Here is a 26,889-nt window from a genome sequence, read left to right as displayed (position 1 = left end):
TATCGTTAAAATTGTATTATTTAAGCTTGGACTATATCATCCAAAGTGTAGCTCACCAAGAAGATGTTTACGTAATAACAGCTGTCTTCACAAATCCATTTTGAATCTCCGACTGCTTTATGAAGCCTTCATGATTATGATACTTAGCGTATAACAGATGAGGCCACCGATTCTTACATCATTCCTTATTTATTTGTTAGCTCAATATGTTAGTTAACTCTAGTCGCGCCTACTTATTGTACTCACTGATTTTCAATACACAGCACACAATTTGAATAGAAGATCAGGTTTCTTGTTAAATAAAGTGATATTGTATTATTATATACTAAAGATCGGTGTGCATGATGTTACTACTCGACCATTCAATATTGAGTTTGGCCAATATACCTCGCGAGTAAAAATCATATTCATAAGATCGTTAGATTTTAGACGCTAAATAACAGTGCTTTACATTTACACAGAAAGTCTCCGCCTTCAAAGCGTGTTTCATTTGGCCTTTTCTAATTATTAGCTAAACAAGTCGTTTAGGCTGCTGGCAATGAGGAATATAGATGGCAGAGTTTTCACTTCTCGGGAATTCAAATCACAAGATACATGTACAAGTAGCAAGACAGATTTCTCGCAAAATATTGTCAGGAGAATTAAGTCAAAATGAGAAGCTCCCGAGTGAAATAGAACTGTGTAAGTTGTTTGGTGTTAGTCGGACAGCACTACGAGAGTCGACGAAGTTGCTGTCTGCTAAAGGCTTAATTATCTCTAAACCAAAAGTTGGAACTACGGTACTACCAAGAAACTATTGGCATTTTCTTGACCCTCAACTCTTAGAGTGGATCCAAGATTTAGAAGATACTAAGCCGTTTTTATCTCAGTTTTTAGGATTGCGTAAAGCCATAGAACCAGAGGCGTGTGCGCTGGCAGCCCAAAATGCCAATGCTGAGCAAAGAAAGCTGTTGTCAATTGTATTTCAAAGAATGACGATGGCAGCACGATGTCACGATTATGATGAGTGGATTGCTAACGATCATTTGTTTCATCAAACGATATTCCTTTGTACCGATAATCAATTCTACGTTCCCTTCAGCAATATACTCTCGACCATATTTAAGGTGTTTATTGACAAGTCAGTTGAAGGAGGGAGGTTCTGCCTTAATGAGCACCGTGCAATTTATGATGCAATTATGGTCGGAAACTCATTTCAAGCTCGTTTAGCCTCTCAAACGCTGTTAAATGATGAGAATCAGAGGCTTTCCGACGCCGTGAATAGTTAAGAGCTTGCGTACATTTTTATTGACTAAAAAGAGTTTTCTGTCGTTTCTTTTTGTCATGAACTTTGCCTAATGACAGAGCTCTTTAGTTTAAACGTTTAACCTCATTACAAAGGTTTACTAATGTTTTCCCAACCATATATAAAGAAAAACTTATCTCTTGCTTGGCCGCTTGCTCTTAATGCTTTGTTGATGCAATCAATGCTTATGATTGATACGCTGCTTGTTACGCCATTAGGTGAAGTTTCACTTGCTGCTATGGGGATTGCTACAACAATAGTTTCTTTTGTTTTAGGTATCCAAATGGCTCTAGCAAATGGGTCTCAATTGGTACTTAGCCGTGCCGTAGGCTCTGGTCATTATCTATCGTTAAATAAAGGTTTCTGGGCAGCTTTAGTTATCAACGTTCTAGTCGCATCCTTATTCTGGCTGTTGATTACTGTCTTTGATGAAGCGTTAATCAGTAAGTTGACGGATAACGTTGATCTCTATGCGGAGACAAAATGCTACCTTGCAATTGCTAAGTTCATCCTCATATTCAATGCCATTACTCAGGTTATGATTGCGGTGTTCAATGCGCTTGGACGGACCAAAGTTCCATTTAAAGGCTATTTGATTGAATTGCCAGTCAACGTGGCGATGTCTTATGTTCTGATTCACGGCCTGACTAATTTTGAAGGTATTGGCGTTCAAGGCGCCGCGGCGGGTAGTTTGGTTGCTATTAGTATTCGGCTGTTATATTTAACCATGTGCATTAAGCTTGATGATTCTATCATCTTGTCTATTAAGAAGCTTGATGCGTCATTGAAAAGCAATATACATAAGCATTTTAAAGAGATTTTCCCCGTCGCGGCGAACGTCACAATGTTACAAACTGGCGCAACGATATACATGTTGCTGTACTCGCAACTGACCTTAAATGCTTATGTCGCTATGACTATCGTGATGCCTTGGATCAAAGCGGGTACTCAGTTCATTACTGCTTGGGCGCATTCATCGGCAATCACGATTAGCCAAGCAATTGGATCAAGAAAAATGGATGAGCTGCGTAACAATGTCGATATTAGTATTGATATGGCCGTGATGATCTCGTTCGTTTCAGCATTTTTCTTTTTTGCACTTAGTTTCGTGCTTCCTGATTTGTATCCCGACTTAGACCCGAGTACTTACAAAGCGTTATCCGCGATTGCTCCACTTTACATACTGCTACCGATAGTACGTGGCTATAACACCGTTCATGGTCATATTTTGAGAGCGTTAGGTAAAACAACGGAGGTGTTTAAGATTAACTTTACCGGTCAGTGGGTAATCTCAATACCGTTATGTGCTTTGATGATTTTATACTTGGATCTTTCAGTATTTTGGGTGTTTGCAATCATGCCGTTTGAAGAAGTTGTTAAGGTATGGCCATTTAGGCATTTAGCACGTAAATCTCTGAAAGATTTCGATATTAATAAGGCAGACAAGCTAATGTACGATTGATCCTATGACTTTTGGATTAGGTCGAAAAGATTCGTAGATGCTATGGACTAAAGAGGAGTATGTCTAGCTTATCATTTTGGGGTTTATCGAGTTTATAAATTGTGATCAATAGAGCACATCATAACTTCTTTCCTCGAATCATTCCTTTGCAAACCTTATTATATGTATGACAATATTACATATAATAAGATTTGAACATGAAACTCAATCTACTCGTAGCCGCAATGGCTGTTACCTTACCAACTCTTGCTATCGCTTCTGATTTAAATAATGGCGTTGATTATCCAGTCCCTGCCGATAAATTTGATATGCGAAACTGGAAGATCACTATTCCTTCCGATATCAATGAAGACGGAAAAGTGGACGAAATCGAGGGTGTGGCGATGCTGAGTTATTCACACAAAGACTTCTTCTTCTTGAACGAAGAAGGCAACTTGGTATTTGAAGTGCAGAATAAAGCGGTAACGACAAAAAACTCGAAGAATGCACGCTCTGAACTACGTGAAATGCCTCGTGGCGCTGACTTTTCTATTCAAACCGATGATTTAGCAAACCATTGGGCTTTATCGAGCCACCCTCAGGCTGCTAAACACAGTCGCGTAGGTGGAACGTTGGAAGCGACCTTGAAAGTGAACCATGTTTCTGAACACGCCAAATTTCCAGAAAAAGGGCCTGCTCATTCTGTTGTTGTCGGTCAAATCCACGCGAAAAAAATTGATGCAAGAATAAAAGAGGGTAAAGGTTATGGACATGGAAATGAACCCATTAAAATCTTCTATAAAAAATTCCCAGAACACAAAATGGGCTCTGTATTTTGGAACTACGAGCGTAACCTAGCGAAGGAAGATCCAAATCGTATTGATATTGCATATCCAGTATGGGGAAATACTTGGGATAACCTTGAAGAACCAGGCCAAGCAGGTATCGCTCTTGGTGAAGAGTTCAGCTACAAGATAGAAGTTCAAGGAACTATGATGAACTTGACGTTTGAAACAGAACGCCACGAGACAGTGACTTATTCCATAGATCTCAGTAAGGGGATTGATAGTAAGGACTTTGAGCATGGCTACGCAGAAGACATGTTCTATTTTAAAGCAGGAGCTTATGGTCAATGTAGCGTCAGTGGGTCTCACCCTGTGTGGGGTACAGGATGTGCGGGCACCGGTGATTTTTCAGTCGACAAGAAAAACGGTGACTATAACAGCGTGACATTTTCTAAGCTCAAGCTAAATCAAAATTGAAACTAATAGAAAGCTAAGAGCTACTCGATTTCTACTTAAGCCTCATCGATTTGATGAGGCTTTTGTTTTCAGTGGAATTCTTTAAAAGGTAAGAAACAAGATAGAGCAAGCAATCACTGGGACTGGCTTGAATTTAGAGTATTGTGTTGAATTTTGTTCTTCTGAAGAGGTAAAAAAATAAAGCCAGGCTCGAAAGCCTGGCCTAGTATCAAGTGCTACAAAATAACACTAGAGTTGCTTTGAATCGATGTTATCGAAATATGCTTTTGTTGAAGCACCACTTGTGTCCCCTACATAAATAGTCAGTTGTGATGGTGTATTCGTTGCGTCTAAGCCTGTTTCGGACTGACTTGGCGCATCAACCGTTTTTCCATTAATAGAAACGTTAATCTCATCACCATCCCAAGCTAGGGACATTGAGTTCCAAGCGTCAGTCGTAATAGTGCCTATTTCTACGTCATCTGATCCTGCTTCTGCTTCAACTTTACCACTGCCCGAAATTCTCAATTCGTAGTAACGATCTGAGTTGTTTTTACCTGAGCCAACATTAATGTATGTAGTTTTTTCGTTGTCTGACGGAATGTAAACATCGAATGACACGCTACCGTTTGATGTTGCTCCGTTTGAAAACTCGCGCGTAACGTATGGTTTGTTGGTCGTATCTGTGTCGGATATTAGCAGAGAGTTAGCGCCGCTCTTTGATACGTCATCACTTACTACAGCCACGGACGTCAAGGTGGAGGAGTCATCAGCAACCGTATTGTATTCTTTCCAACTAGAGTTTGCTGAACTGATATTTGTTCCTACTGGGTATGAGTCAAAGTTTTCACTCACGTCTTCTGACGGTTTATCAGGATTAGAACTTCCGTCTGAAATGACAACCGCTTCGCTTGATGCACTGTTGTAAATTGTCGCGAGGTCTAAGCCTGGAATGTAGTTGTCAAAATCCTCTTCTAGAACCAACACTTCAGAGCCCGAATCACTAGAGTAAATCTTCAAGTTGTCTGCATTTAATTCAAAGTTTGTAGTGTTGCCATTATCACCTAGTCTCAGTGATACATAAGTTACAGCGGTACCATCAGCGACAGGTAACATTTCACCTATTTGTTTACCGTTAACCGAAAAAGAGAAGAAGTTTTCTATCCAACTGACTTCTATCGCGAGGTTTTCACCTAACTCAAACGTGTCGCCTGTTTCCGTCAAGTTTCCACTTGCATCGCGGTATTTGATTTTGCCGTTTTCAAATGCCACTTCGCCATGCAAGTTGGAATTCGAGGTTTTTGCTGCATAAAATGAGATGTAAGCATTGTCACCAGAACCGTCGGCTTCCTGTTCTGTTTCTTCATGATGCTGGTAAGTTAGATCTACAGTTAGTCGGCCTGTTGAAATTTCTGAAACACTCGTTGAATCAGACAGCTTGATTCGTAACTCACCGGTGTCTTCTTCTGTTCCACCTTTATTGGTATCCAAAATTTGTACGACGTTGTTATCGCCAGCGTCATTATTTGCCGCTGCAACTGCATCTTTCACCGCATCGTTTTCTGATTCATCGTTACCGGTGAAGTTTCCGTCATTTGTCCCTGAGATGGTTAACATGCCGTTTGAAACTTCATAAGTCCCTGTTAACTCGGTAGGGTTACCTAGATCGCTCTCGTCATAAAGGTTGAATGTAAGCGTCTCTGTATCTTTATCTTCGGTATAAGTTGAAGTGTAGATTGTGTAAGTACCGAAGTTATCATCATCGTTATAATACTTTTGCGTACCGTCTTCAAAGACATAGACGTTTGGCAGGTCGTGCTCATCATCGGATTTCGCCACAGTGGCTGGTGTTGAAATATCCCACATACCTTGGCTCAACTCAGACTCAGTTTCTGTTGGTGGGGGAGCCGATGGTGCATCCCTTAAATCAGTGTTACATCCGGTTAACAAACCTGTGGAAATAGCAATTGCTGCTGCAATTTTTGTTACTTGCATGGTAGGTACTCACTTCTATGTGTTTTTATTTATGTAATATTGTTAGACAAATAATTTCTGTCATCTAGATGGTTTTATCAATAGAATGATCCGACTCACACTAGATACAATGATTGCTCACTGAAGTGATGAATAAGTCACACAAAATAGTTGAATATCAACATCAATAAGAGCTGAACCTTTATGAGGTTGACAGCTTTCTTTATAGAGGAACAGCAAAAACTAAAGGTGATTTAGCAAGGGGATTTTGATTTCATGTCAAGATTTTTGTTTTAAGTTATTGAAATTGTTGTGATTTATATTTTTTAAATCTTCTTCTTTATCATATGAAACGAGTTAAAACATTTCTCTGTAAGTGATGTCTACAAAGGTCGTTTTAGAATCAGACATAGCTAACACTTTTGAATATATAATAATACAAATTGTTAGTTGAGGGGCACTTACATGATTAATATCACAGAACTCTCATGATGAATTAACTAGTATTTGTCATACATTAATTCAATAGTGTTGAATCAAATCCAGGGATTTAAGTGGTATCCCAAAAAATATATACAGAGAGATATAATCATGAAAGCAGTTACAACAATGTCCCTATTAGTTGCTTCCACATTAATGGCGGGAGCGGTTTCCGCAGCAACTTTAGACTATCGCGCAGAATATAAGCATGAGAGTGAAACTTATGCCCAACGTATCAAAATTAGTGGTAGTTCTAAAATTAACGATCAGACCAAACTGAACTTTGGTGTTGAACAAAAATTCCATAGTTACGACAACTCGCATTTTTGGGATCAACTCGTTGCTGGTGATTCTGAGTTTGATTGGGGAGTTCGCTACCAAATAAATAAACAATGGTTTATCCAACCAGGGATGCCTATTACTTTTGGCGATGATGACGAAAAAACCACTTATAAACCACAAGTTCGTGTTGGTTACAAATCCTCTTTTGGCTTAAGTACCGCTTTACGTTACCGACACGAATTTCAAGTTTATTCAGATGGTGCAGGTAACAAAACACTAACGGATGGTACTTCGGTAAGCGTTGCTGGAAAAACAGTTGAACAAGGTAAGTGGACACTGACAGGCTCTTACGATATGCGTCAGTTTGATAACGAGTACCTTGATAACGTCAAGCTGAGCTATGAGATCAACTACAACAAAAACTATGACGAAGTGCGTTTATCTGATTGGAAAGATTCTGAGTGGGATGCTGGCTTAATTGTTGGTTACCAAATGGGAGATTTCCGTCCTTACTTTGAATTGTGGAATGTCAAAGGTAAGGATGGTTCAACCACGGATGACCGCCAATTGAGAACACGCCTTGGCCTTAAATACAGCTTTTAACCCGAGTGTTATTGCCTAATTGTTGTTACAGCAAAAGAGCTGTTAATTCATTTTTATATTGTAGGTGTTAGATTACATGAAGCATATTTTCTTCAAAAGCTTGTTAGCTTCTTCTATTTTACTTGCTGTGGGCTGTAATAGTACGACGACCATGGTAGATCCATTTCCAAACAACCAAGAAACTGGTGCTGATATTCTGACTCCCGTTACGATAACGGCGAGTAGTCATGATGGTAATGTTCCAGAGCAGTTGTTTGACCAAGATATTATGACACGTTGGTCAGCAAATGGTGATGGTGAGTGGGCGATGTTGGATTACGGCTCGGTTTATGAGTTCGACGCAATTCAAGCCTCGTTCAGCAAAGGTAACGAACGCGTCAGCAAATTTGATGTTCAGTTTAGTACTGATGGTGAAAACTGGGTGACGGTTATTGAGGGTGCGCAAAGCTCTGGTCGTGCACTTGGCTTAGAGCGCTTCCAGTTTGAGCCTGCAGTAAAAGCACGCTATGTTCGTTACGTTGGCCACGGTAATAGCAAAAACCAATGGAACTCAGTTACTGAGTTAGCTGCAGTTAATTGCGGAATTAATGCCTGTCCGGCAAGTCACATCATTACTGATGACGTCGTTAACGCTGAAGCGGCTATGATTGCGCAAATGAAAGCGGAGCAAAAGGCACAAAAGGATTTACTCAAAAAGAATCGTAAAGGCGACTTTGGAGCACCAATCGTCCGTCCTTGTGAAACGACTGTGACGTGTGATCTTTCTAAAGCGATGCCTTACCCTACGTTACCGAAAGAGCCACTCGCTACAAATGCACCGGGTGAAAACTTTGACTTAACACGTTGGAAACTGACGACACCTTTCGACCATGACAAAGATGGTCGTGCTGATGATATTGATGAGTGGGACTTGGCTAACGGCTTCCAACACTCTGATATATTCTACACAGCAGATGATGGCGGAATGGTATTCAAGAGCTATGTGAAAGGCGCTCGAACTTCTGAAAACACTAAATACGCGCGAACTGAGTTACGTACCATGCTTCGTGCTGGTGATAAGTCTTACAGCACAAAAGGTGTAAATCCTAATAACTGGGTATTCAGTTCTGCACCAGTTGAAGATCAAAAAGAAGCGGGTGGTGTAGACGGTACGCTTGAAGCGACTCTGAAGATTGACCACGCAACCACAACTGGTCAGTCGCATGAAGTTGGCCGCTTTATTATCGGCCAGATTCATGACAAAGATGATGAGCCAATTCGTCTTTATTATCGTAAGCTACCAGACCAACCAACAGGTACAGTTTACTTTGCTCACGAAAAAACCAAAACTGGAACAGAGGATTACTACAGCTTAGTGGGTGATATGACTGGTGAAATCGGTGACGATGGCATCGCGCTAGGTGAAAAATTCAGCTACATCATTGATGTGAAAGGCAACACAATGACAGTTACGGTAAAACGTGATGGTAAAGATGATGTTGTTCAAGTCGTCGATATGAGTGACAGTGGCTATGACGAAGGTGGCAGATATATGTACTTTAAAGCCGGTGTCTATAACCAGAATATGTACGGTAATCCAGATGATTACGCACAAGCTACTTTCTATAAATTAAAACAATCTTTTGGTAAGTACCAAGGCTAGTTCTATCACTTATAGTTGATTGAAGTCCTTTGCCCTCAGCTTTGTAGCTGAGGGCTTTTTTCTATAGAAGAATAAAACAGCTCAAATATTATTTTAATTGACATAGATAAATTAATTTAAAAATTTATCACTATAGATAGGTAATAATTATTGATTGCTTTTATCTTCTGACAATGTTTATTTTTAAGTGCGAATGTATATTAGAGTAGTTTAATTGGTTAAATTTAAAATAACTCTGCGTTAGGGTAGATAAGTATCTCATGAAACTATAGAAGCTGTTTTTAAGCTGCCTAAGTGGAGGTTGATTTATATATTTATCGTAGAAGGAAACACTATGCGTGAAGCGAGTTGAATTGTGGTGTTCTAAAAGAAGAGGCCACGAGAAAATAAATTTCCCGTGGCGGCAGTATGAGCTTTGTTCGTTGCTTTAGAGCATAGTAGCAAGCCTATTGCTAAGAGATTGAAATGACTATTGATGAAGAGTGCTCAAAGCACTAAAGCTCACATCAAAGATTTCTCCTCGATATGCATTATCAGGTTTAAACTGAGGGTAAATTCCGGCTTTGAAGTAAAACGCAATATCAGGCGACGCCCATCTTTCAGTAAGAGTATAGGACTTGTTGTTAGCGGTGTCTGAGTATGCTTCTCCCCACTTCAGTGTGTGCGAGACCATATTACTGCCATCTGCATCGTAGGTGGCTAAAAACAGTCCTTCCTTATCGGCACGGATCGTATATTGCCAGTCTTCGTTTACCGCGTAGGTACCAAGCTTAACACTGAATGCGTTGCAATCAGTACAGTCTTTGTTGTTATCAAGTTTGTAGTTATCGTTCAGAATAACTCGGACTGGCTTATTGTCACCTTCCCAAAGTAGCTTCACGAGTGCTTGGCTGATTTTCCAACCATGTATCTGGCCTACCACGACTTTTGGTAATTGACCGTCGATTTTAGGGTATTCGTTGATTCTTAGTGTTGCGTTTAGCGTATGCGAAGTTGCACCGGTACGACTATCTTCAATATACCAACTTGTCTCTTCATCGCTGGTGCTGCAATCCGGGGAGTTAGTACTGATGTAGAGCTCTCGCAACTCTGAACGGATGTAACTGGAGTTGGCCGTTGACGTGCCGTAACCCATATCGGCACGGAAATGCATGCTACCGTCAATAACATTGAAGTATGATAAATCAATATCGCGTTGGTAAACGCTCTCTTCGTTAGACAGAGGATCTTTACTTGAATTACAACGCTCAGGCTCTAATTCAGCCGCGCTGTCACCGCCAAAACCATACCAATCATTTTTGCTTGCAGGAATGGTTAATTTCCAATCGTCAATATTCCAGGCTATTGAATCAGTATGGTCAGTTTTGGTTAGTCCTAGCTGCTTAAATTGTACCTTTGCTTCACCGTTTTCAAACTGGTTGTAAACTCCGGCTTTAAAGTAGCTCAGGAGGTGCTGCCAGTAGGATACATCTACATTTACCTTTTGCTCATCGTTCACTTTAATGGTTAATGTGTTTTCTCCGATTTTTACTTCGAATCGCGTGAATGCGTTGAGATCGGCTTTTCCTAAATCATAACGATCATATGATGTTGCATAACAATCTGATGCGCTAGAAGGTAGACTGCAATCTATGGCATTGTTCTTTACTACCGCCCAGTAATGACCAGTGATACTGTTTCGTTCTTGTTCCCAAACGATCCGTAACAAAGGGTGTGGGATAGCACCTATACCAGAAGTATCTGTGCCTTTGTTATGAATTTGCAGGAAAGTGACTTCATCGTGGTTTGCAGGGGAGCTAGCCATTGCAAGGTTAATCTCTGGTAATCGAACATCTGCATACAAAGTTCTAAAGACGCCTTGTTCTGAAATGTTAAAGTTTTCTCGCTCACGAACTTCTGAGCGCATTTTGTAGTTCGACATTTTAAAGACAAGGTAATTGGAATCCTTTTCTGCGTAAAAGTGGTCACTCTTATAATCCGAGAATGCTCCATTTTTGACGTCACTGTTTTTGTTTCCCTCCTCCCCATTGGGATCTGATACTTGTAAATCTGAATTACTCAATATGTTTTGAAATTTTGCTATTGAGTATGGTGCTACATGCTCTTGGTGTGGAATATTTGGTTTATCATCTTGGCTTGTAGGGGAGGTATTTCCTCCACACCCTATTAATCCAAGCCCAGAGAAGCTTATTAGAAGCAATTTAGTTGATTTTATAAACACAGTAGTACGTCTCTTACACCATTTAATATTTGTAATACAATATCATTTTAGTGTTATTGGGGAGTAGTTTAGTCATAAGTTAAATAGTAAAAGTGTTAATTAAATCTCAGAAGAGTTCTATATCTATAAGTGGTGTCTTTGATAAGGCGTAAGGTTAAGTTATGTCTGTTTTTCCTAAGAGTTATTAACGGTTTTACTATGATTAAACGCTAATTGATAAGCTCATGTAGAGTCATGTAAACAATCAAAAAAAGCCGAACATGACGTCCGGCTTTGAATTAGTTCCCGATTTTTACATTAATTTTTAGTGACTAGCTAAAGATTAAATTTGTGCGAATGCGCCTTCCCAAGTGTAAGTCACACCGTCGAACTCAACGCGATGTGCCGCGTTTTGCTTGTCTTCGTCTAGATTGCAGATAGCGAAGTGGTAAGCGTTGCCTGTGGTAGTTTGCAGACGAATCACGGTACCCACTTCGTTGTTGCCAATGACGGTTACTGACTCTACTAGGCCACGAGCGCCAACCGATGCTTCGATAGACTCGTTGAAGTAACCGTGTGTCTCTAGCACAGAAGCAAACACGTGGTTCTGACCAGATTGACGTAGGATCAGTGCAGGCTCGCTCTTCAAGTTGAAGTCTGGATCATTTGCGCCAGTGCGAGTGAAGAACACTTTGCCACCGTTTGTTGCGCTTGTGATTAGCGAGTAGTAACTGTTGTCGTGCAACCAACTAACAAGCGAGCTGCCTTGAACTTGGCCTGAACCTACATTCCATAGATGTTGGTAACCGTTGTCTTCGCCCATTGGACGCAGCGTACTTTCTACATCGTATTCAAAGTCCGTACGGATGATTTGACCAGAGTAGTGCACTGGCAGGTCGTATTGGTGCTCTTGATCTGCTTCGATGCGGTAAACATCAATCACAAGTGGTTTTTCGAATTCTGGCAATTCAGCAAGAATGATGCTGCGCTGCATGTCTACACCGTTGTAGTAACCAGAAATACGACCGCTCATGCCTTGCAGCTTTTCGTCATCAGCTTTGAAGAAGTGCTTAGAACCGAATTTGGTTTCTGCTAGTGCTGTGTCGAAGTTGTTTTGTGTCTTTTGGTCAACCGTAACTGTGTTGTGCGCGACTGTCTGCTTACAGTAAGACTTGTTCTCTGGGATGTAACGGCCGCCAAATTTAGGCTCAACGTTTACCCAGCGACCAAAGCCGTAATCGTGCAGCACTTCATGACCGCGGTTAAACACGCTTAGGTGCAGACCATCGTAGTGACCGTGGTCTAGCGCTGAGTGGTACTGGTGATCGCTGCCGTGTTGACCAAACCAGATAAGCGCCATCGTATCGTCATCTTGTTCGTCACGGTGACGAAGAATGCTTACGCCGCCTTTTTCGCCCTCTGGACCGTCAGTCACGAATAGGCTACCCCAGTTGAACGGTTTGATGTTATCTGCAGCTGTAACCGCGTCAGACAATGTTTTACCTGAGATATGAACCCAAACGTCTTGTTGGTGGTCTGCCATGCCAAGTAGCGTCTCAGACTGCTCGTAACGGTGGAAACATACTGACGTAGCCATGATTACGCCTTCATCGTTGATCGAAATCGTCTTCGATGAATCGTTCAATGCTGGCAAAGTACCATCTGGGAATGCCGTCTTAAATACTGCGTAAGACGTGGTCTTGATTACCGAGTTGTTGAACTCGTAAATACCAAGCTCTGGCTGACGACGTTCAATCGCTTCTGCGAATAGGTAGATTGGACGCAGCGAGAAACGGTGGTAGTAAGGACCTTCCATGTAGTAGCCGTCTGGCGAGAACAGTTGGTCTAACTGAGCTAGGAAGCCGCCGCTGACTTTGTCCAGTTTCAAGCCGTAAAGCGCTTTGTCTACTGCATCTTGATCGTTAATTGCGTAACCACAGATACCTACTGCTGCTACTGCCCACAGACCGTGGTTGTGTACGATGTCGAAGTCGTGACCGTAAGTAACTACGAACAGCTCAATCATTTGTTTGAACAGGTCGTTTTCAATCAGTGTTTTTTGCTCTTCTTCCAACGTGTGGTAAACGCAGCTGTACGCACAAGACGCGTATAGCATCCACATGTTCTCGTTCAGAGTTTGGTGGAAGATCTTACCCGGAGGGTTAGAGTCACGGCTGGTGTTGCTTTCTAGCGTCGGGTAAACCTTCGCATAAGCCGTTAGCATGTCCACGATGTAATCGCGGTACTTCTGTTCGCCAGTGATAAGGAATAGGCGACCCGCTAGATCAATGTGGATGTAGTTTTGCTTGTGGCGGTTGTGCTCGTAACCGCCGCCTTCGCCGTGACCTGGAACTTCAATGCCGACCTCGGCCATGTAAGCGTCAGTTTGTTTGATGTCACGTGCTAATGCATTTCCTAATAGGCTATCCGTGCCAAGTGCTTTGCTTAGTTCTGCCGCTTCTTCAAAGTTCATTAATAGCGGTTGGTAAGACTGGGTTTGGTAGCTCATTATTATTTCTCCTGCCCGAATGCGTTCACTTCTAGAGAGTAGAAGCCATTCCAGCTGTAGGTTTTACCGTTCAATTCTACTTGGTGTGGGGTTTGGTCGTCAGCGCCTAGCACATTGCTGATCATCACAGTAACCAGTGATTTTTCAGTCGTGATTTCTACTATGCTGCCAACGGCGTTGTAACCCACGACGCGGATATCTTTCACCTGACCACGCGCATTCACCGATTGTTCAAACTCTTCGTTGAAGTAGCCGTGTGTTTCTAGCACAGAAGCAAATAGTGTCGATTCGCCCTTGCTGCGCAGAATGAATGCTGGTTCGCTACGTAGGTTAAAGCTCGGGTCATTGGCGCCAGTGCGAGTGAAGATCACTTCATTATCGCCGTTCTGTTTCGCGCTGCTGCTTGTGCCTAACCAAGTGTAGTAGGTGTTGTTTTGTAGCCAGCTAACCAGCGCCGTATCTTGCACTGTGCCGCTTGCTACTTTCCAAAGGTGTTGGTAACCGAAGTCATCGCCAAGCGTGTTCAGTTCACCAAAGCTTTGGTAATCAAAGTTAGTGCGTACGATTTGACCATCGTATTGATGAGAGTAGTCGTACTGATGCTCGCCTTCACCTTCGATGCGGTAAAGGTCTAGCAGTAGCGGTGCTTCAAGCTCATCGAGGTTAAGCATGAACACACTGCGCTGCATGTCTGTATTCGGGTAGTGGTCGTTAGCAAACGCACTCATACCGTTGATTTCAGTTCCTTCTACTTTGAAGAAGTGAGGCAAACCGTGCACTGAATCAGCGCGGTCTACATCGAAACCATTCTGACATTGCTCATCAATCGTTACCGCGTTGTGCGCGATAGTTTGACGTGCGTACGATTTGTTTTCGTCTAGGTAACGACCGCCAAATTTAGGCTCTACGTTTACCCAGCGACAGAAGCCGTATTCACGCAGCACTTCTTGACCACGGTTGAAGAAGGTAATGCCAAGCGTATCGAAGTTACCATGTCCCATGCCGTGTTGACCGTAGTTCATCACAAGCTGTGACACATCACCGGTTTTATCCTGCATACGGATAAAGCCTTGTGCACCGTTGTTACCAGTTGGACCTTCGTTAAGCTCCACACTCGGCCAGAAAGGCATGCCGATTTCACGGTCTGCGATGGCTTTATCGTAGGCTTGAGAAAGCTCTAGACCACATGGGTGCATCCAAACGGCGTTTTGAATCTTCGCCATGCCTAGGATGTTGTCATCCATACCGTAGTGTTTGCTGTAAACGCTCACTGCAACTTGAACACCCATGTCGGTAATGCTCATGGTACGAGATGCGTCGTTTAGGGCAGGGAACTCACCATTCGGGTAAGCCGTTGCCAGCATCGCTTGTACAGTGTTGCCAATCACTTTGTCTTTGTAGCTGTAGATGTCTACTTCAGGCATGTGACGGTGTACTACTTCTGCAAATACACAAGTTGGACGAATCGCATAACGATGGTAGTACGGACCTTCCATGTAGTAACCAGAAGGGGCGAACAGTTGCGAGATTTGCGCTAGGAAGCCACCGGTATCATCACGGTCTTGACCGTATACCGACATCTCTAGATATTCAGGTTTGCCAATGGCTAGGCCACAAATACCAACGGCCGCCACTGCCCAGATACCGTGGTTGTGAATGCGGTCGAAATCGTGCGCGTATTTCACTGTGAACATGTCTAGCATTGGTTCGAAAATGCGCTTAACAACGGCTGTGCGCTCTTCTTCTGTCATCACTGATGCCACGCAAGAGTAAGCAAGGCTAGTAAACATTAACCAACAGTGTTCATTAAGGATCTGGTGGAAAAGACGACCTGTTGGGTTAGTGTTTTTCTGTACGTGGAAATCAAAAGTGAGGTACTTCTCTGCGTAAATAGCGAGAAGATCTTTGACGAACTGCGCGTACTTTTCTTCTTGAGTGATCAAGAACAAACGACCCGCTAAGTTCATGTAGGTATAGTTTTGTTTGTGGCGGTTGTGCTCGTAGCCACCCGCTTCGCCGTGACCTGGTACGTCTAGAGGCAGACGCATAAAGGCTTCAAGTTCCTTGCGATTCGCTTCAATGGATTTGCCCATTAAGCTCGGCTTTCCGACTTCCTTTCTTAGTAGTTCGACTTCTGCTTCAGTCAACAAAATCGGTTGTGTAGTCATTTCTTTACCACCCTCAGATGAAGTGTGTTGTTTTCTTAAACTCTCTATAAAGTAATACAATATTAAGTTTTGGTGTAGTTTTTGTGGCAAAAAGGGAGAGTGAAATCACGCGAATTTAGCTAACTTATTGATTTATATTGTTGTGGTAATCCTTGTTGTGGCTGATGTTTCGGCGTTATCAATCGTTAAGTGGAATGCTTTAACGAGCACCGTTTGATGAATATCACATATTTTTAGATATATTGTATGACAATTAAAATAGATCGGATATGCTCGTTACCAATTCGACAGCAGACCCTTTCGCTTCGCGTTTCACTTTTATCAATACGACGCTTTTTTAAGAGAACCTTTTAATAAAAGCATGGTTAAGAATGAAGTGCCGTAGGGTTCGCTTTAATAGAGACTTTTTAGGAGTATGACGATGAATTCTTTCTTTGTATTAGATGAGAACCCGTGGGAAGAGCTAGGCGGCGGTATCAAACGTAAAATTGTTGCTTACACAGATGACCTAATGGCGGTTCACCTATGTTTCGACAAAGGTGCGATTGGCGCTCCGCATACTCACGAAATCCATGATCAAATCGGCTACGTAGTACGTGGCAGCTTTGAAGCAGAAATCGAAGGCGAGAAGAAAGTACTTAAAGAAGGCGACGCATACTTTGCTCGTAAGCACATGATGCACGGTGCGGTTGCACTAGAGCAAGACAGCATTCTTCTAGACATCTTCAACCCAGCTCGTGAAGACTTCTTAAAATAATCTATAGCGCAACCTCAGTTGCTAAGGTGACAACATGAAATCATTAAACATCGCGGTCATTGGCGAATGTATGGTTGAGCTACAGAAAAAGGAAGGTCAGCTAAAGCAGTCATTCGGTGGTGATACGTTGAATACCGCACTGTATTTATCTCGTTTGACCAAAGCTCACGATATTAAAACCAGCTATGTAACGGCTCTGGGTAACGATCCTTTTAGCCAAGAAATGCTATCAGCATGGCAAGAAGAGGGCATCGATACTAGTCTGGTTCTTTCCGTTAAAGAAAAGCAACCAGGTATTTACTACATCGAAACCGATGAAACTGGAGAACGTTACTTCCACTACTGGCGTAACGAAGCGGCCGCTAAGTTCCTATTCGAGCAAAATGAGTCTCCGCAATTAGTCGACAAACTTTACTCGTACGATGCGGTTTACTTGAGCGGTATTACATTAGCGATCCTTACTGAAGAAGGTAAGACGCAACTGTTTGGCTTCCTTGAGCGCTTCAAGGCACAAGGTGGTAAGGTTATTTTCGATAACAACTACCGTCCTAAATTGTGGGAAAGCCGCGAGAATGCCATGTCTTGGTACCTTAAGATCCTTAAGCACACAGATATCGCACTGCTCACATTTGAAGATGAGCAAATGCTTTACGGTGATGAGCATTTAGAACAGTGCATCGAGAGAACCTCTGCACTGGGCGTGGATGAAATCATCATCAAACGTGGTAGCAAAGATTGCTTAGTTGTCGCGAATGGCGAAGCGCAATACGTGGCGCCAAACAAAGTCGACAACGTGATTGATACAACAGCGGCTGGTGATTCTTTCAGTGCGGGCTTCTTGGCGAAGCGTTTGACTGGCGGCAATGCAGCGGAATCGGCTTACTCTGGCCACTGTATGGCTGGCGCGGTAATTCAACATAAAGGTGCCATCATTCCACGTGAAGTGATGCCAGATCTTCCTTTGTAATTCTTTTGCGGAGCGTTGAGTAATCGGCGCTCCGCAGTGATTTATTGAACTCAAGTTAACGACGACGAGTACACTCTTATGACGACATTAAACGAACAATTAGCAAACCTAAAAGTAATTCCTGTTATTGCCATCAACAAAGCAGAAGATGCGATTCCACTGGGCCGCACTTTGGTTGAAAACGGTATGCCTTGCGCTGAAATCACGTTCCGCACAGAGTGTGCTGCAGAAGCGATTCGTGCTATGCGCGCTGAGTTCCCAGAAATGCTGATCGGTGCAGGTACGATCCTAACTAACGAGCAAGTTGACCAAGCGATCGAAGCTGGTGTGGACTTTATCGTAAGCCCTGGCTTTAACCCTCGCACGGTTCAATACTGCCTAGACAAAGGTGTGGCTATCGTACCTGGCGTAAACAACCCAAGCCTTGTTGAGCAAGCGATGGAAATGGGTCTGCGTACACTTAAGTTCTTCCCTGCTGAGCCATCTGGCGGCGTTGGTATGCTTAAAGCATTAACGGCGGTTTACCCAGTGAAATTCATGCCAACAGGTGGCGTGAGCCTAGGTAACGTAGACGAGTACCTGTCTATCCCTTCAGTACTGGCATGTGGCGGCACTTGGATGGTTCCAACAAAACTTATCGATGAAGGTAAGTGGGATGAACTAGGGACACTGGTTCGCGACGCAGTAGCTCACGTAGCATAAGTGTCGTAACACCCCGATAAAACTAGCGAAAGAATGAAAAGCGAGCCTCAGTGCTCGCTTTTTTGTGTTTGAAAGTTTGAAAGAGGCGAGAGTTAAGAATCGCATTCATATAAATCCTACTTTCTATCAAATTTTTTCGAAACATCTCATTACGTTTCCTTCAAAGAAATGCCGCGCATTTTTGATCTTCAGACAAAGCGCGAAGAAGAAAAATATTCCATACTCTAATAAATTTCAATTAGACAATTTGTATTACAATATATTGAGGTGTTCTGAATGGCAATTATCTCCTAGAAAGCCATTGGTCTAAGAAAGTAAGGGGTTTGACGTATTTTTTTCGTTGAATAACTTATGCTTTAGATCACAATTAAAACTTATTGTAGTACAAATAGAGTTATGAGGAGAGTAGTCTAGACGTTAGAAAATGATCAAACTTGAAAGGCTGAAAAAATGACTATTGATACTCTTGTTGTTCTTGCCTACTTCTTCTTCTTAGTTGCAATTGGTTGGATGTTCCGTAAGTTCACTACCTCGACCAGTGACTACTTCCGAGGGGGCGGTAAGATGTTATGGTGGATGGTAGGTGCTACCGCCTTCATGACGCAATTTTCAGCATGGACGTTTACAGGTGCCGCAGGACGCGCGTTCAACGACGGTTTCGTTGTTGTAATCCTATTCTTAGCCAACGCATTTGGCTACTTTATGAACTACCTCTATTTTGCTCCAAAGTTCCGCCAACTACGTGTAGTGACGGCGATTGAAGCAATTCGTCAACGTTTTGGTAAGACTTCAGAGCAGTTCTTCACTTGGGCTGGTATGCCAGACAGCTTGATCTCGGCCGGTATTTGGTTGAATGGTCTTGCGATTTTCGTGGCAGCGGTCTTCAACATTCCTATGGAAGCGACCATCATCGTTACGGGCTTAGTGCTAATGCTAATGGCGGTAACAGGCGGCTCTTGGGCGGTTGTTGCATCTGACTTTATGCAGATGCTGGTTATCATGGCAGTGACGATCACTTGTGCGGTGGCGGCATACTTCCATGGTGGCGGTATTGGCAACATCGTGTCGAACTTCCACGGCGACTTCATGCTGGGTAACAACCTGAACTACTTCAGTATCTTTATCCTTTGGGTTGTCTTCATCTTTGTTAAACAGTTCGGTGTCATGAACAACAGCATCAACGCTTACCGCTACTTATGTGCAAAAGACAGTGAAAACGCACGTAAAGCTGCAGGTCTTGCATGTGTGCTGATGATTGTTGGTCCTATCATCTGGTTCCTACCACCTTGGTACGTTGCGGCATTTATGCCTGATTTCGCAGAGCAATACGGCTCAGTAGGTGGTGATGCAGCATACCTAGCATTCGTACAAAACGTAATGCCAGCAGGTATGGTGGGTCTTCTGATGTCAGCAATGTTTGCGGCGACCATGTCTTCAATGGACTCTGGTCTTAACCGTAACGCGGGCATCTTTGTGATGAACTTCTACAGCCCGATTGTGCGTCCACAAGCGTCGCAAAAAGAACTGGTTATCGTGAGTAAAGCAACGACTATCGTGATGGGCTTCATCATCATTGGTATCGGTCTATTCATTAACTCACTACGTCACTTGAGCCTGTTCGATATCGTACTGAACGTCGGTGCATTAATTGGCTTCCCAATGCTGATTCCTGTACTACTTGGTATGTGGATTCGTAAGACGCCGGATTGGGCTGGTTGGGCAACACTGGTTGTTGGTGGCTTTGTTTCTTACATCTTCGGTATCTCACTACAAGCAGAAGATGTAGAGCGCCTATTCGGTCTAGAGCAAGCGTTTACAGGACGTGAGTGGGCAGATCTGAAAGTTGGCTTGAGCTTAGCGGCACACGTTATCTTCACCGGTGGTTTCTTCTTGCTGACAACGCGCTTCTACAAAGGTCTATCACCTGAACGTGAGAAAGAAGTGGACCAATTGTTCGAGAACTGGAATACGCCACTTGTGGCTGACAGCGAAGAGCAGCAGAACCTAGATACAAAACAGCGCGGCATGCTTGGTAAGCTTATCAGCGTAGCGGGCTTCGGTATCCTAGCTATGGCTCTAATTCCAAATGAATCATCTGGTCGACTACTGTTTATCTTGTGTGGTGCGATTGTTCTCTCGGTGGGTGTTCTATTGGTGAACGCAGCCCGAGGGCCTAAAAGCCCAAAGTTAGCTAACGCGAAAAGCTAACCAAAGTTAAAGACTCTCAATGAAAAATCCCGCGGTGTTAAAGCCGTGGGATTTTTTGATCAAGCTGACTGAGAAAGCGTGGCGCATCGTTTGTTGTTATTCGTTGTATTGGGGAACTCCCAATAAGTTGCGACTATATTCACATTAGAGTCGTCAGCCTAAAGCGAAAAAGCAATCTAACTTTCTTTGCATGCCGTGTTTACACTTTACACCCCAAACCTGATGCTTTGTCTATTTAAATAAATATGTGTGCCTTCTTAGCAAAGAAAAAGCATTAAATCAGACGTAGCTTTAATGAGGCGTACGCCAGAAATAGGAGAGAGGTTTTGAAGTGTGAGTGGAAAATATATAAGAGAATTGGAAGAGGCTGCCCTGCAAAACTTTAAAGGAGTGGCTAGGGTATCAAGGAGTGATGAGCGTTTGGGAAAAACAAAAAAGCCCAGCTACATTGGTTGCTGGGCTTATAGTTGCAACTGAGTGTGACTAAGCTTCTAGCTCTGCAAAGTAGTCGAAGATGACTGGAACGTCATTTTGACCAAGGCCTTTATCAACTGCCGCTTGTAGACTCTTAGAAGTGCCCTCTGCAATTAGGGAAGTTGTACCAAGCTCTTCGCATAGAGCAAGGAAGTAACCGAGGTCTTTGTTTGCGTTTGCGACAGAGAAGCCTAGTTTTTCTTCGCCATCTACGGCGTAAAACTTACAGAATTGCATAAATGGTGAGTTTGATGGTCCTGCAGACATGATGTCGAATAATTGTTGACCATCAACACCAGCACGTTTAGCAACAGCAAATGCCTGAGACATGGTTGCTACGGTTGTCATACCCATAAAGTTATTCACAAGCTTAGTTACGTGACCAGAGCCTAGTGCGCCAAGGTGGAATACGTTTTCACCTTGATCGTCCAGTACGGGCTTAACCTTATTGAATGTTTCGACGTCGCCTGCGGCCATGATGTTCAGTAAACCATCTTTTGCGTGGGCAGGTGTACGACCTAGAGGCGCATCAATCATACCAGCCCCTTTCTTAGCAAGGTCAGCGCCAATCTTCTTCGTTGAAGCTGGAATAGATGTACCGAAGTCGATGAGTGTTTTACCTTCTGACATGCCAGCTAGAACACCAGTGTCTCCGTAAACAACTTTTTCGACAACTTCAGATGTTGTTAGGCACAGCATCACGATATCACTTTTCTCTGCTAGCTCTTTACCTGAAGAAGCTTCAGAAGCGTTTCCACGAGCTAGTACTGCGTCAACAGCATCTTTATTGAGGTCCATTACAGCAACTTCGTAACCACGTTTCTGTAGGTTTTCAACCATGTTTCCGCCCATCAAGCCTAGGCCGATGAAACCAATGATAGGTTTAGTCATTTTAACTCCAAAAATACTATTGTATGATTATATTGCTTGTTAGTAATCATAATGACTATTGTGGCTTTTGCAATTGAAAATTATGAGCATAGCGGTCTTGGGATGAATTTTTTCTAAAAGTGAGATGTAAGTAAGGTTTGTGGGGGTTTTATTCATCAGTGTATATAAGAAAAGCGGATTCATCACGCTTCCATTTTATCGTGAACAAATCCTTTAGGAGGCTTAAATAACGTAAAAATAAGATTTATTGTAATACAAGTGATTTTGTTTCAGCTAGAGGAATACTGTCTATACCAAAAATGGGTGAAACGTTCCAGATGGGGTGAAAGGCGAGGTGGTATAAGGATAAGCCGCAGTACAAACATACTGCGGCCGTTATCAAATCAGTACTAAAGCGTACTTACTGATAGGTAAAAAGACTTATTGGTACTAAATGCCTAAAGCTTGACCACCACCAATTTGCAGTGTTTCTGCGGTAATGAATGATGCATCTTTACTTACCAGAAAAGAGATAGCAGAGGCGACCTCCTCTGGCTGGCCTAGGCGTCCAAGCATAATACTGTCTGCCCAAGAAGCAAATACTTCAGGCTTGGTTGCTTTGATTTGAGCATGGAATGGTGTATCGATAGTGCCAGGAGATACTGCATTGACACGAATTCCAGCCGGAGCTAACTCTTTAGCTAAAGCGCGAGTTAATGTATGAACGGCGGCTTTTGATGTACCGTAAATACCTGCACCTGGACCACCTGCATTCCAAGCAGCGTTTGAAGTGAAGTTGATAATTGATGCATTATCAGACTTTCTTAGAAATGGAATCGCTGCGCGTGATACGAAGAATGCACTATCGAGGTTTAAAGCCATGACTTTACGGAAAAAATCAGTTTCCATACCTTCAATAGGACTACGACCACCAAGACCACCTGCGTTATTAACGACAACATCGATTTTGCCGTATTTTTCACCAATAGCATTGATGTTTTCATCGACGGCATGTTCATCTGTAACGTCAAAACCGTAGTATTCAGCCTCAATTCCTGCGTTATGTAGTTTGGAGATACACTCCGAACCTTTTTCATCTTCAATGCCGTTTAGAATGACCGTGTATCCATCCTGACCAAGACGCTTTGCTACTTGGAAGCCGATACCGCCAGTAGCACCAGAAATAAATGCAATTTTAGTAGACATAATGGTGTTCTCTCATGTTTGTAGAGTTGGAAAGGATTTTTATTTAACATAGAGTATTATTGTAATACAAATAGTTTTAATAAACAGAGAAACACCAACAATGAGAAGTCGATCACGTACTTTCTTTAGATGCTGACTCATCCAGTGGCATATATCGACTTTACGGTCGTGCATGATTTGTATCTAGTCAGGATAATCGGGATATATAAACAATTGAGCTTATAGCTGCGGGCTTAGCTCGTTGGGCCGAGGTTTGTTGCAAGTAGAAAGAAAGCCGATTAACGGTGGGTCTTTGTTGCCAAACTTATGATTTCATTTAGGCTTGCCAAGTGATGGTTGGATAACTTTGTCGAGAGGTTGAGTTTTAAGCGGTTAGGGAACCTTTTTAGGATCTTAAGTCTTTCAAGGTCATTCTGAATAGCGAGGAACGAGCGTGATTTAGAATCTCTTGCCCGAGCACGCTGTTATGATATATGACGCCGTTTCGCCAAGCGTTATTTATCACCATTGTTCTGAAGAGTCGAGTTAGGACCTATTGGATAATGATTTTGACTAAGCTGAGATAAAAATGCCCGCTAAATCAGCGGGCACTTTTGTTTGCGTCATTAATGATGCATGTGTTTTTCCATGTGGCCTTGTTTCTCAACCGCCATTTCCACTTCAACCTTACCTGCGTTTTTAAAGGTTAATGTCATAGGGAAGCGGTCACCCTCTTTAAGAGTTTGTGTTGGGTTAAAAATCATTAAATGGAAGCTGCCTGGTTTAAACAACACAGATTCATTGGCTGGAACGCGCACTTCGTCAATCTTAATCATTTTCATCACACCATCTTCTTTCTTATGCGTGTGAATTTCGACATGCCCTGCGATTGGGCTTTCTGCTGCGATCAATGCATCTTCACTGTCACCGTGGTTGGTTAATTGAAAAAAACCACCGATAACAGGTGCGTTTGGTGGCGCTTCGCGGCTCCATGGATGGTCGATATGAATTTTTCCTGCTTCATAATCGTGCGCTAAACTCAGTGGGCTAGCGATGACAGCAATAAGCGCGATAGCGGCGGTTTTAAATGATTTAAGCATGTGTTTTTCCTTTTGAATGAATAGCTTCTCTGAATGGACAACAAACAGAGTCATCGTTATTTTTGAATAAAGTTGTTAATGATTAGATGCCTGTTAGGCAGGAAAAACACTCGGCGGAGAGTGCTTAGGCGCGATGTGTTTGTAAACGAGCTTATCGCATTTTGAAAAGTGATAAGTCGTCAGTGCACACTTTACTCGGCGCAGCCAATGGATGGTTGTCAGGTAAAGCCCAATCGCAACCAAAAGAAAGAATTGAACAGCTTGAAGAAGCGGGCATTCAAACTGAAAGCCGTCGTGTAAGTTAAGATCTTGGATGAGCTTAGAAGAAGATTGAGCGTTAGCCTCAATCAACGTATTGATATCCACCCATTTGAAACCATCTGCGGTACACAGTAAAACCTTTTCACTTTGGACTTTGTTGAGCCAAGTTGTGCTGTGAACTTGTGTAGGGTTAAGAGCGGCTGTGGACGCTAAATACAACTGAAACAACACCGCGATAATAACCGCAATAGCGTGCAAGCGATGGTGTTTGTGCTGTATTAGAGTGTTTTCCATACAATTGAGTGCTTATCTTCTTCGGCGCGGGATACTAACAAATTAACCAAACAATGTAATTATCAGTTTACTAAAAGGTGATGCAAGTGTGCGTTATTTGTTTTATTGTCTATTTTTAACGCTTTAATGTCTTGATTCGGCTGACATTCACAACCTCCAATTCAACTTGTCAGTCTTGCCTAGTCGCTTTTGAAGATACCGAATTAATCTCTCTTATATGTTACTGAAGCTTCGGTTAGTGGGTGTCGTGGTGGTGTTTTTACATGCTAGATTTGGCTGATATCGATTCAAAATGCCCACCGAATCTTCACTTGTTTTCCATTAACGGAATTATGACAGTAATTTAATAAAGGATACGGTATTCTGCGCTCCTTTGTACATGCCAGAAACGTCCGTCCTACTTAGTAGGAGGGGCGATTAATCTTAAGAAATTTCTCAAATGAAATACGAACAACAGATTGGATATCGATACCCTAAAGGTCGATTTGCCATGGTGAGTGTATACGCATTCACTGGTGCTGCGATTTTAGCATCGACTATTTTTTCTCTATTGCTATTTTTGTCTATCGACGAAAATCCGATGATGCAAACCTTATTTGGTGGTTTAGCGATCATTTTTGAAGCGGGTAAATTTTACGCTTGGTATGAATACGGTGAGCGCCGAGCCCATCGCAACTACACAGGAGCAGCAACCGCTCTCGTGTTTTATTTAGTCTTAGCTGCGATTTCCATTGGCGGTAGTATTGGTGGCATTAATAGTGCAACCAATAGTGCACAAAGTCATATTTCGGTAGAGCAGGCGAAAGTGGAAGCGTTTAATCGTCAGATTGCGGCAATCGATAAGCAGATTGAGCTCAACAATATGGCAGCGCAGAAATACATCGAGATGGAGCGTATCGCGACTGGTGTAACTCGCATTCAGGATCAAAACAAAACCTTACGTGAAGAGCAGCAACGCTTGGCTATGGAGCGTGATAGTTTACCGCCAGTCACGCAAGGATCAGTGATTGGTTTAATTGATAGTCTAGCTAACGCATTTGGTACCACCTCTCAGCAAGCTCAGCTTGGCTTGGTTATATTTCTTTCGATTCTGTTGGACTTCTTTGCTGCATTTTTTGTTGGCTTGATTGGTGAAGAGCAACGGTTCCGATATTTCTATCGCAGAAATGAGGGCATGATATTGAAAACAGTTCGCGATATAGACCCAGCGCCTGCGGGTTATCTTCCTCATATAAAAGAGGAAGAAGAGCAAGAAATACCAGTAGCGCCGGAGCCAGAAGAACCAAAGGAACCGAAAACCTTGTTAGAGCAAGTTAGCGATGCACTTAAAACGCATCAAATTACGTGCACCAAAAAAGCCGTTGCTAAACAGTTTAGGCTGTCTGCGGAAGAGGTAGACAAGGTATTTGAAGAATTGGCAGAGCTCGGTTTAGTGGGGAAAAAAGCCAACCACCATTATCATTGGATAGGTGAAGCAGAGACCGCATAATTGGTTATCTATTAAAGTTCGGAAAGAGCGTCAATCGGCGCTCTTTTTTGTATTAGCTCCCCATGAACTCGTTGTTAATTGTTAAATAAACTATGAGCAGTTGGTGATACAAACTACAAATTCATTTGGATATAAGTTGAGGTTAGATTTGAGATGTCCGAGACGGCTAGATATTCACGAGCAAGGTATATGTGTTTCAATACATAAATAATTTTCTATCACGGTACAGCGAATAATTCCGACGTCTCAATAGAGGGTATGAACTATGCGCATTCAGACGTCCAAGAGCTCTAAATCCCCGAGTCAAAAGGCTCTCTTTTTTTCATTAAAGAAGTCATGATAGCGGTCTCGTGCTCGAGGGTGAACGTTAGAAGATATTCGAACCGGCCTTACTCGCCAGATCAGTTATTAATAAACCAATAATAAAATAGGCACCAATTTGATGCCTTTGGTGATAGCTGGACAACCCGATACCACTAATCTCTTTCTGACTTAAAACGATACTGTTCCGACAAGCAGACCAGAAGGCCAACTAAAGCTGAGACTAAAACTACACACACTTGGTAGCTGGTTTTCTCTACATTAAGATCGTTCAAAATCTCGGTAGTCGCAATCATAGGAAGCGTTACCGTGATCAACAAGCTAAATAAGCGAGAAACCCTAGATTTCTTTCCATGTCGCTTGGTATAGAAGTAATGCGCGTAATCCGAGTACATGATAAACAAGGAAACTAAAAGACCCAGTATCCAAAACATAG

At 42.6% G+C, this 26,889-nt stretch carries 19 protein-coding genes; 10 read left to right on the top strand and 9 right to left on the bottom strand.

Features of this window, described 5'->3' with window-relative positions; all coding sequences use genetic code 11:
• The first annotated feature begins 551 nt into the window (after window positions 1-551).
• From R7R78_RS04590 to R7R78_RS04580, 3 genes are all read left to right on the top strand, one after another.
• Window positions 552-1,268 (top strand): FadR/GntR family transcriptional regulator, encoded by a 717-nt coding sequence (locus tag R7R78_RS04590; RefSeq protein WP_017634231.1) that lies wholly within the window; start codon window positions 552-554, stop codon window positions 1,266-1,268.
• 189 nt (window positions 1,269-1,457) lie between these two features.
• Window positions 1,458-2,747 carry an MATE family efflux transporter gene (locus R7R78_RS04585; RefSeq protein WP_239933141.1) on the top strand — a complete coding sequence of 430 codons (1,290 nt, stop codon included), beginning with the start codon at window positions 1,458-1,460 and terminating at the stop codon, window positions 2,745-2,747.
• Between the two features lie 197 nt (window positions 2,748-2,944).
• Complete coding sequence (locus tag R7R78_RS04580; protein ID WP_225473160.1) at window positions 2,945-3,988, top strand: polysaccharide lyase family 7 protein; 1,044 nt, start codon at window positions 2,945-2,947, stop codon at window positions 3,986-3,988.
• 228 nt (window positions 3,989-4,216) lie between these two features.
• Here R7R78_RS04580 and R7R78_RS04575 read toward each other — a convergent pair whose 3' ends face one another.
• A complete protein-coding gene (locus R7R78_RS04575; protein ID WP_033906977.1) occupies window positions 4,217-5,962 on the bottom strand; it encodes a hypothetical protein in 1,746 nt (581 codons plus the stop codon).
• 570 nt (window positions 5,963-6,532) lie between these two features.
• Here R7R78_RS04575 and R7R78_RS04570 point away from each other — a divergent pair.
• On the top strand, window positions 6,533-7,306 hold the full coding sequence (locus R7R78_RS04570) for an oligogalacturonate-specific porin KdgM family protein (protein ID WP_225473158.1): 774 nt from the start codon (window positions 6,533-6,535) through the stop codon (window positions 7,304-7,306).
• Window positions 7,307-7,382: 76 nt separating this feature from the next.
• Complete coding sequence (locus R7R78_RS04565) at window positions 7,383-8,948, top strand: polysaccharide lyase family 7 protein (RefSeq protein ID WP_017634226.1); 1,566 nt, start codon at window positions 7,383-7,385, stop codon at window positions 8,946-8,948.
• Window positions 8,949-9,417: 469 nt separating this feature from the next.
• Here R7R78_RS04565 and R7R78_RS04560 read toward each other — a convergent pair whose 3' ends face one another.
• The 3 genes from R7R78_RS04560 to R7R78_RS04550 all read right to left on the bottom strand — a co-directional run bounded on the left by R7R78_RS04560 (window position 9,418) and on the right by R7R78_RS04550 (window position 15,825).
• The gene (locus R7R78_RS04560; protein WP_225473156.1) at window positions 9,418-11,169 is read right to left on the bottom strand and encodes a polysaccharide lyase family 7 protein; all 1,752 of its coding nucleotides are present in this window, start codon (window positions 11,167-11,169) and stop codon (window positions 9,418-9,420) included.
• Window positions 11,170-11,491: 322 nt separating this feature from the next.
• Window positions 11,492-13,657 (bottom strand): heparinase II/III family protein, encoded by a 2,166-nt coding sequence (locus R7R78_RS04555; RefSeq protein ID WP_225473155.1) that lies wholly within the window; start codon window positions 13,655-13,657, stop codon window positions 11,492-11,494.
• Between the two features lie 2 nt (window positions 13,658-13,659).
• On the bottom strand, window positions 13,660-15,825 hold the full coding sequence (locus R7R78_RS04550) for a heparinase II/III family protein (protein ID WP_225473154.1): 2,166 nt from the start codon (window positions 15,823-15,825) through the stop codon (window positions 13,660-13,662).
• A 421-nt stretch (window positions 15,826-16,246) separates the two neighbouring features.
• On the opposite strand from R7R78_RS04550, the gene R7R78_RS04545 reads away from it, so the two are divergent.
• The 4 genes from R7R78_RS04545 to R7R78_RS04530 all read left to right on the top strand — a co-directional run bounded on the left by R7R78_RS04545 (window position 16,247) and on the right by R7R78_RS04530 (window position 20,459).
• Entirely contained in the window at window positions 16,247-16,582 is a 336-nt protein-coding gene (locus tag R7R78_RS04545) for a cupin domain-containing protein (protein WP_005450851.1), read from the top strand.
• A 34-nt stretch (window positions 16,583-16,616) separates the two neighbouring features.
• Window positions 16,617-17,549: a sugar kinase gene (locus tag R7R78_RS04540; RefSeq protein ID WP_167415983.1), complete on the top strand. Its 933-nt coding sequence runs from the start codon at window positions 16,617-16,619 to the stop codon at window positions 17,547-17,549.
• Window positions 17,550-17,627: 78 nt separating this feature from the next.
• Complete coding sequence (locus R7R78_RS04535) at window positions 17,628-18,251, top strand: bifunctional 4-hydroxy-2-oxoglutarate aldolase/2-dehydro-3-deoxy-phosphogluconate aldolase (protein ID WP_005388506.1); 624 nt, start codon at window positions 17,628-17,630, stop codon at window positions 18,249-18,251.
• Between the two features lie 450 nt (window positions 18,252-18,701).
• Window positions 18,702-20,459 (top strand): sodium:solute symporter family protein, encoded by a 1,758-nt coding sequence (locus R7R78_RS04530; protein ID WP_225473153.1) that lies wholly within the window; start codon window positions 18,702-18,704, stop codon window positions 20,457-20,459.
• 483 nt (window positions 20,460-20,942) lie between these two features.
• Here the strand turns inward: R7R78_RS04530 and R7R78_RS04525 are convergent, their stop codons facing one another.
• The 4 genes from R7R78_RS04525 to R7R78_RS04510 form a co-directional block, all read right to left on the bottom strand.
• A complete protein-coding gene (locus tag R7R78_RS04525) occupies window positions 20,943-21,839 on the bottom strand; it encodes an NAD(P)-dependent oxidoreductase (RefSeq protein ID WP_372051950.1) in 897 nt (298 codons plus the stop codon).
• A 414-nt stretch (window positions 21,840-22,253) separates the two neighbouring features.
• Entirely contained in the window at window positions 22,254-23,009 is a 756-nt protein-coding gene (locus tag R7R78_RS04520) for an SDR family NAD(P)-dependent oxidoreductase (RefSeq protein WP_137282568.1), read from the bottom strand.
• 605 nt (window positions 23,010-23,614) lie between these two features.
• Window positions 23,615-24,088, bottom strand: coding sequence for a copper chaperone PCu(A)C (locus R7R78_RS04515; protein ID WP_053349958.1), 474 nt, complete (start codon window positions 24,086-24,088; stop codon window positions 23,615-23,617).
• A gap of 93 nt (window positions 24,089-24,181) precedes the next feature.
• Window positions 24,182-24,643 (bottom strand): hypothetical protein, encoded by a 462-nt coding sequence (locus R7R78_RS04510; protein ID WP_053349957.1) that lies wholly within the window; start codon window positions 24,641-24,643, stop codon window positions 24,182-24,184.
• A 439-nt stretch (window positions 24,644-25,082) separates the two neighbouring features.
• On the opposite strand from R7R78_RS04510, the gene R7R78_RS04505 reads away from it, so the two are divergent.
• Window positions 25,083-26,132: a Preprotein translocase subunit SecY gene (locus tag R7R78_RS04505; RefSeq protein WP_206949039.1), complete on the top strand. Its 1,050-nt coding sequence runs from the start codon at window positions 25,083-25,085 to the stop codon at window positions 26,130-26,132.
• A 476-nt stretch (window positions 26,133-26,608) separates the two neighbouring features.
• Here R7R78_RS04505 and R7R78_RS04500 read toward each other — a convergent pair whose 3' ends face one another.
• The gene (locus tag R7R78_RS04500) at window positions 26,609-26,887 is read right to left on the bottom strand and encodes a hypothetical protein (RefSeq protein ID WP_080996836.1); all 279 of its coding nucleotides are present in this window, start codon (window positions 26,885-26,887) and stop codon (window positions 26,609-26,611) included.
• Window positions 26,888-26,889: the final 2 nt, after the last annotated feature.

The organism is Vibrio sp. 2134-1 (genome assembly GCF_033339495.1).
The sequence above is the reverse complement of the archived record's forward strand: the minus strand, read 5'-3'. Positions and strand labels throughout refer to the sequence as shown.

Excerpts from the sequence above, each read along its gene's own strand:
- R7R78_RS04575 (WP_033906977.1), bottom strand. The coding sequence starts at position 5,962 with ATGCAAGTAACAAAAATTGCAGCAGCAATTGCTATTTCCACAGGTTTG.
- R7R78_RS04570 (WP_225473158.1), top strand. The coding sequence starts at position 6,533 with ATGAAAGCAGTTACAACAATGTCCCTATTAGTTGCTTCCACATTAATG.
- R7R78_RS04540 (WP_167415983.1), top strand. The coding sequence starts at position 16,617 with ATGAAATCATTAAACATCGCGGTCATTGGCGAATGTATGGTTGAGCTA.
- R7R78_RS04535 (WP_005388506.1), top strand. The coding sequence starts at position 17,628 with ATGACGACATTAAACGAACAATTAGCAAACCTAAAAGTAATTCCTGTT.
- R7R78_RS04520 (WP_137282568.1), bottom strand. The coding sequence starts at position 23,009 with ATGTCTACTAAAATTGCATTTATTTCTGGTGCTACTGGCGGTATCGGC.
- R7R78_RS04510 (WP_053349957.1), bottom strand. The coding sequence starts at position 24,643 with ATGGAAAACACTCTAATACAGCACAAACACCATCGCTTGCACGCTATT.
- R7R78_RS04505 (WP_206949039.1), top strand. The coding sequence starts at position 25,083 with ATGAAATACGAACAACAGATTGGATATCGATACCCTAAAGGTCGATTT.
- R7R78_RS04545 (WP_005450851.1), top strand. The coding sequence starts at position 16,247 with ATGAATTCTTTCTTTGTATTAGATGAGAACCCGTGGGAAGAGCTAGGC.
- R7R78_RS04515 (WP_053349958.1), bottom strand. The coding sequence starts at position 24,088 with ATGCTTAAATCATTTAAAACCGCCGCTATCGCGCTTATTGCTGTCATC.
- R7R78_RS04550 (WP_225473154.1), bottom strand. The coding sequence starts at position 15,825 with ATGACTACACAACCGATTTTGTTGACTGAAGCAGAAGTCGAACTACTA.
- R7R78_RS04565 (WP_017634226.1), top strand. The coding sequence starts at position 7,383 with ATGAAGCATATTTTCTTCAAAAGCTTGTTAGCTTCTTCTATTTTACTT.
- R7R78_RS04585 (WP_239933141.1), top strand. The coding sequence starts at position 1,458 with ATGCAATCAATGCTTATGATTGATACGCTGCTTGTTACGCCATTAGGT.
- R7R78_RS04590 (WP_017634231.1), top strand. The coding sequence starts at position 552 with ATGGCAGAGTTTTCACTTCTCGGGAATTCAAATCACAAGATACATGTA.
- R7R78_RS04500 (WP_080996836.1), bottom strand. The coding sequence starts at position 26,887 with ATGTTTTGGATACTGGGTCTTTTAGTTTCCTTGTTTATCATGTACTCG.
- R7R78_RS04580 (WP_225473160.1), top strand. The coding sequence starts at position 2,945 with ATGAAACTCAATCTACTCGTAGCCGCAATGGCTGTTACCTTACCAACT.
- R7R78_RS04530 (WP_225473153.1), top strand. The coding sequence starts at position 18,702 with ATGACTATTGATACTCTTGTTGTTCTTGCCTACTTCTTCTTCTTAGTT.
- R7R78_RS04555 (WP_225473155.1), bottom strand. The coding sequence starts at position 13,657 with ATGAGCTACCAAACCCAGTCTTACCAACCGCTATTAATGAACTTTGAA.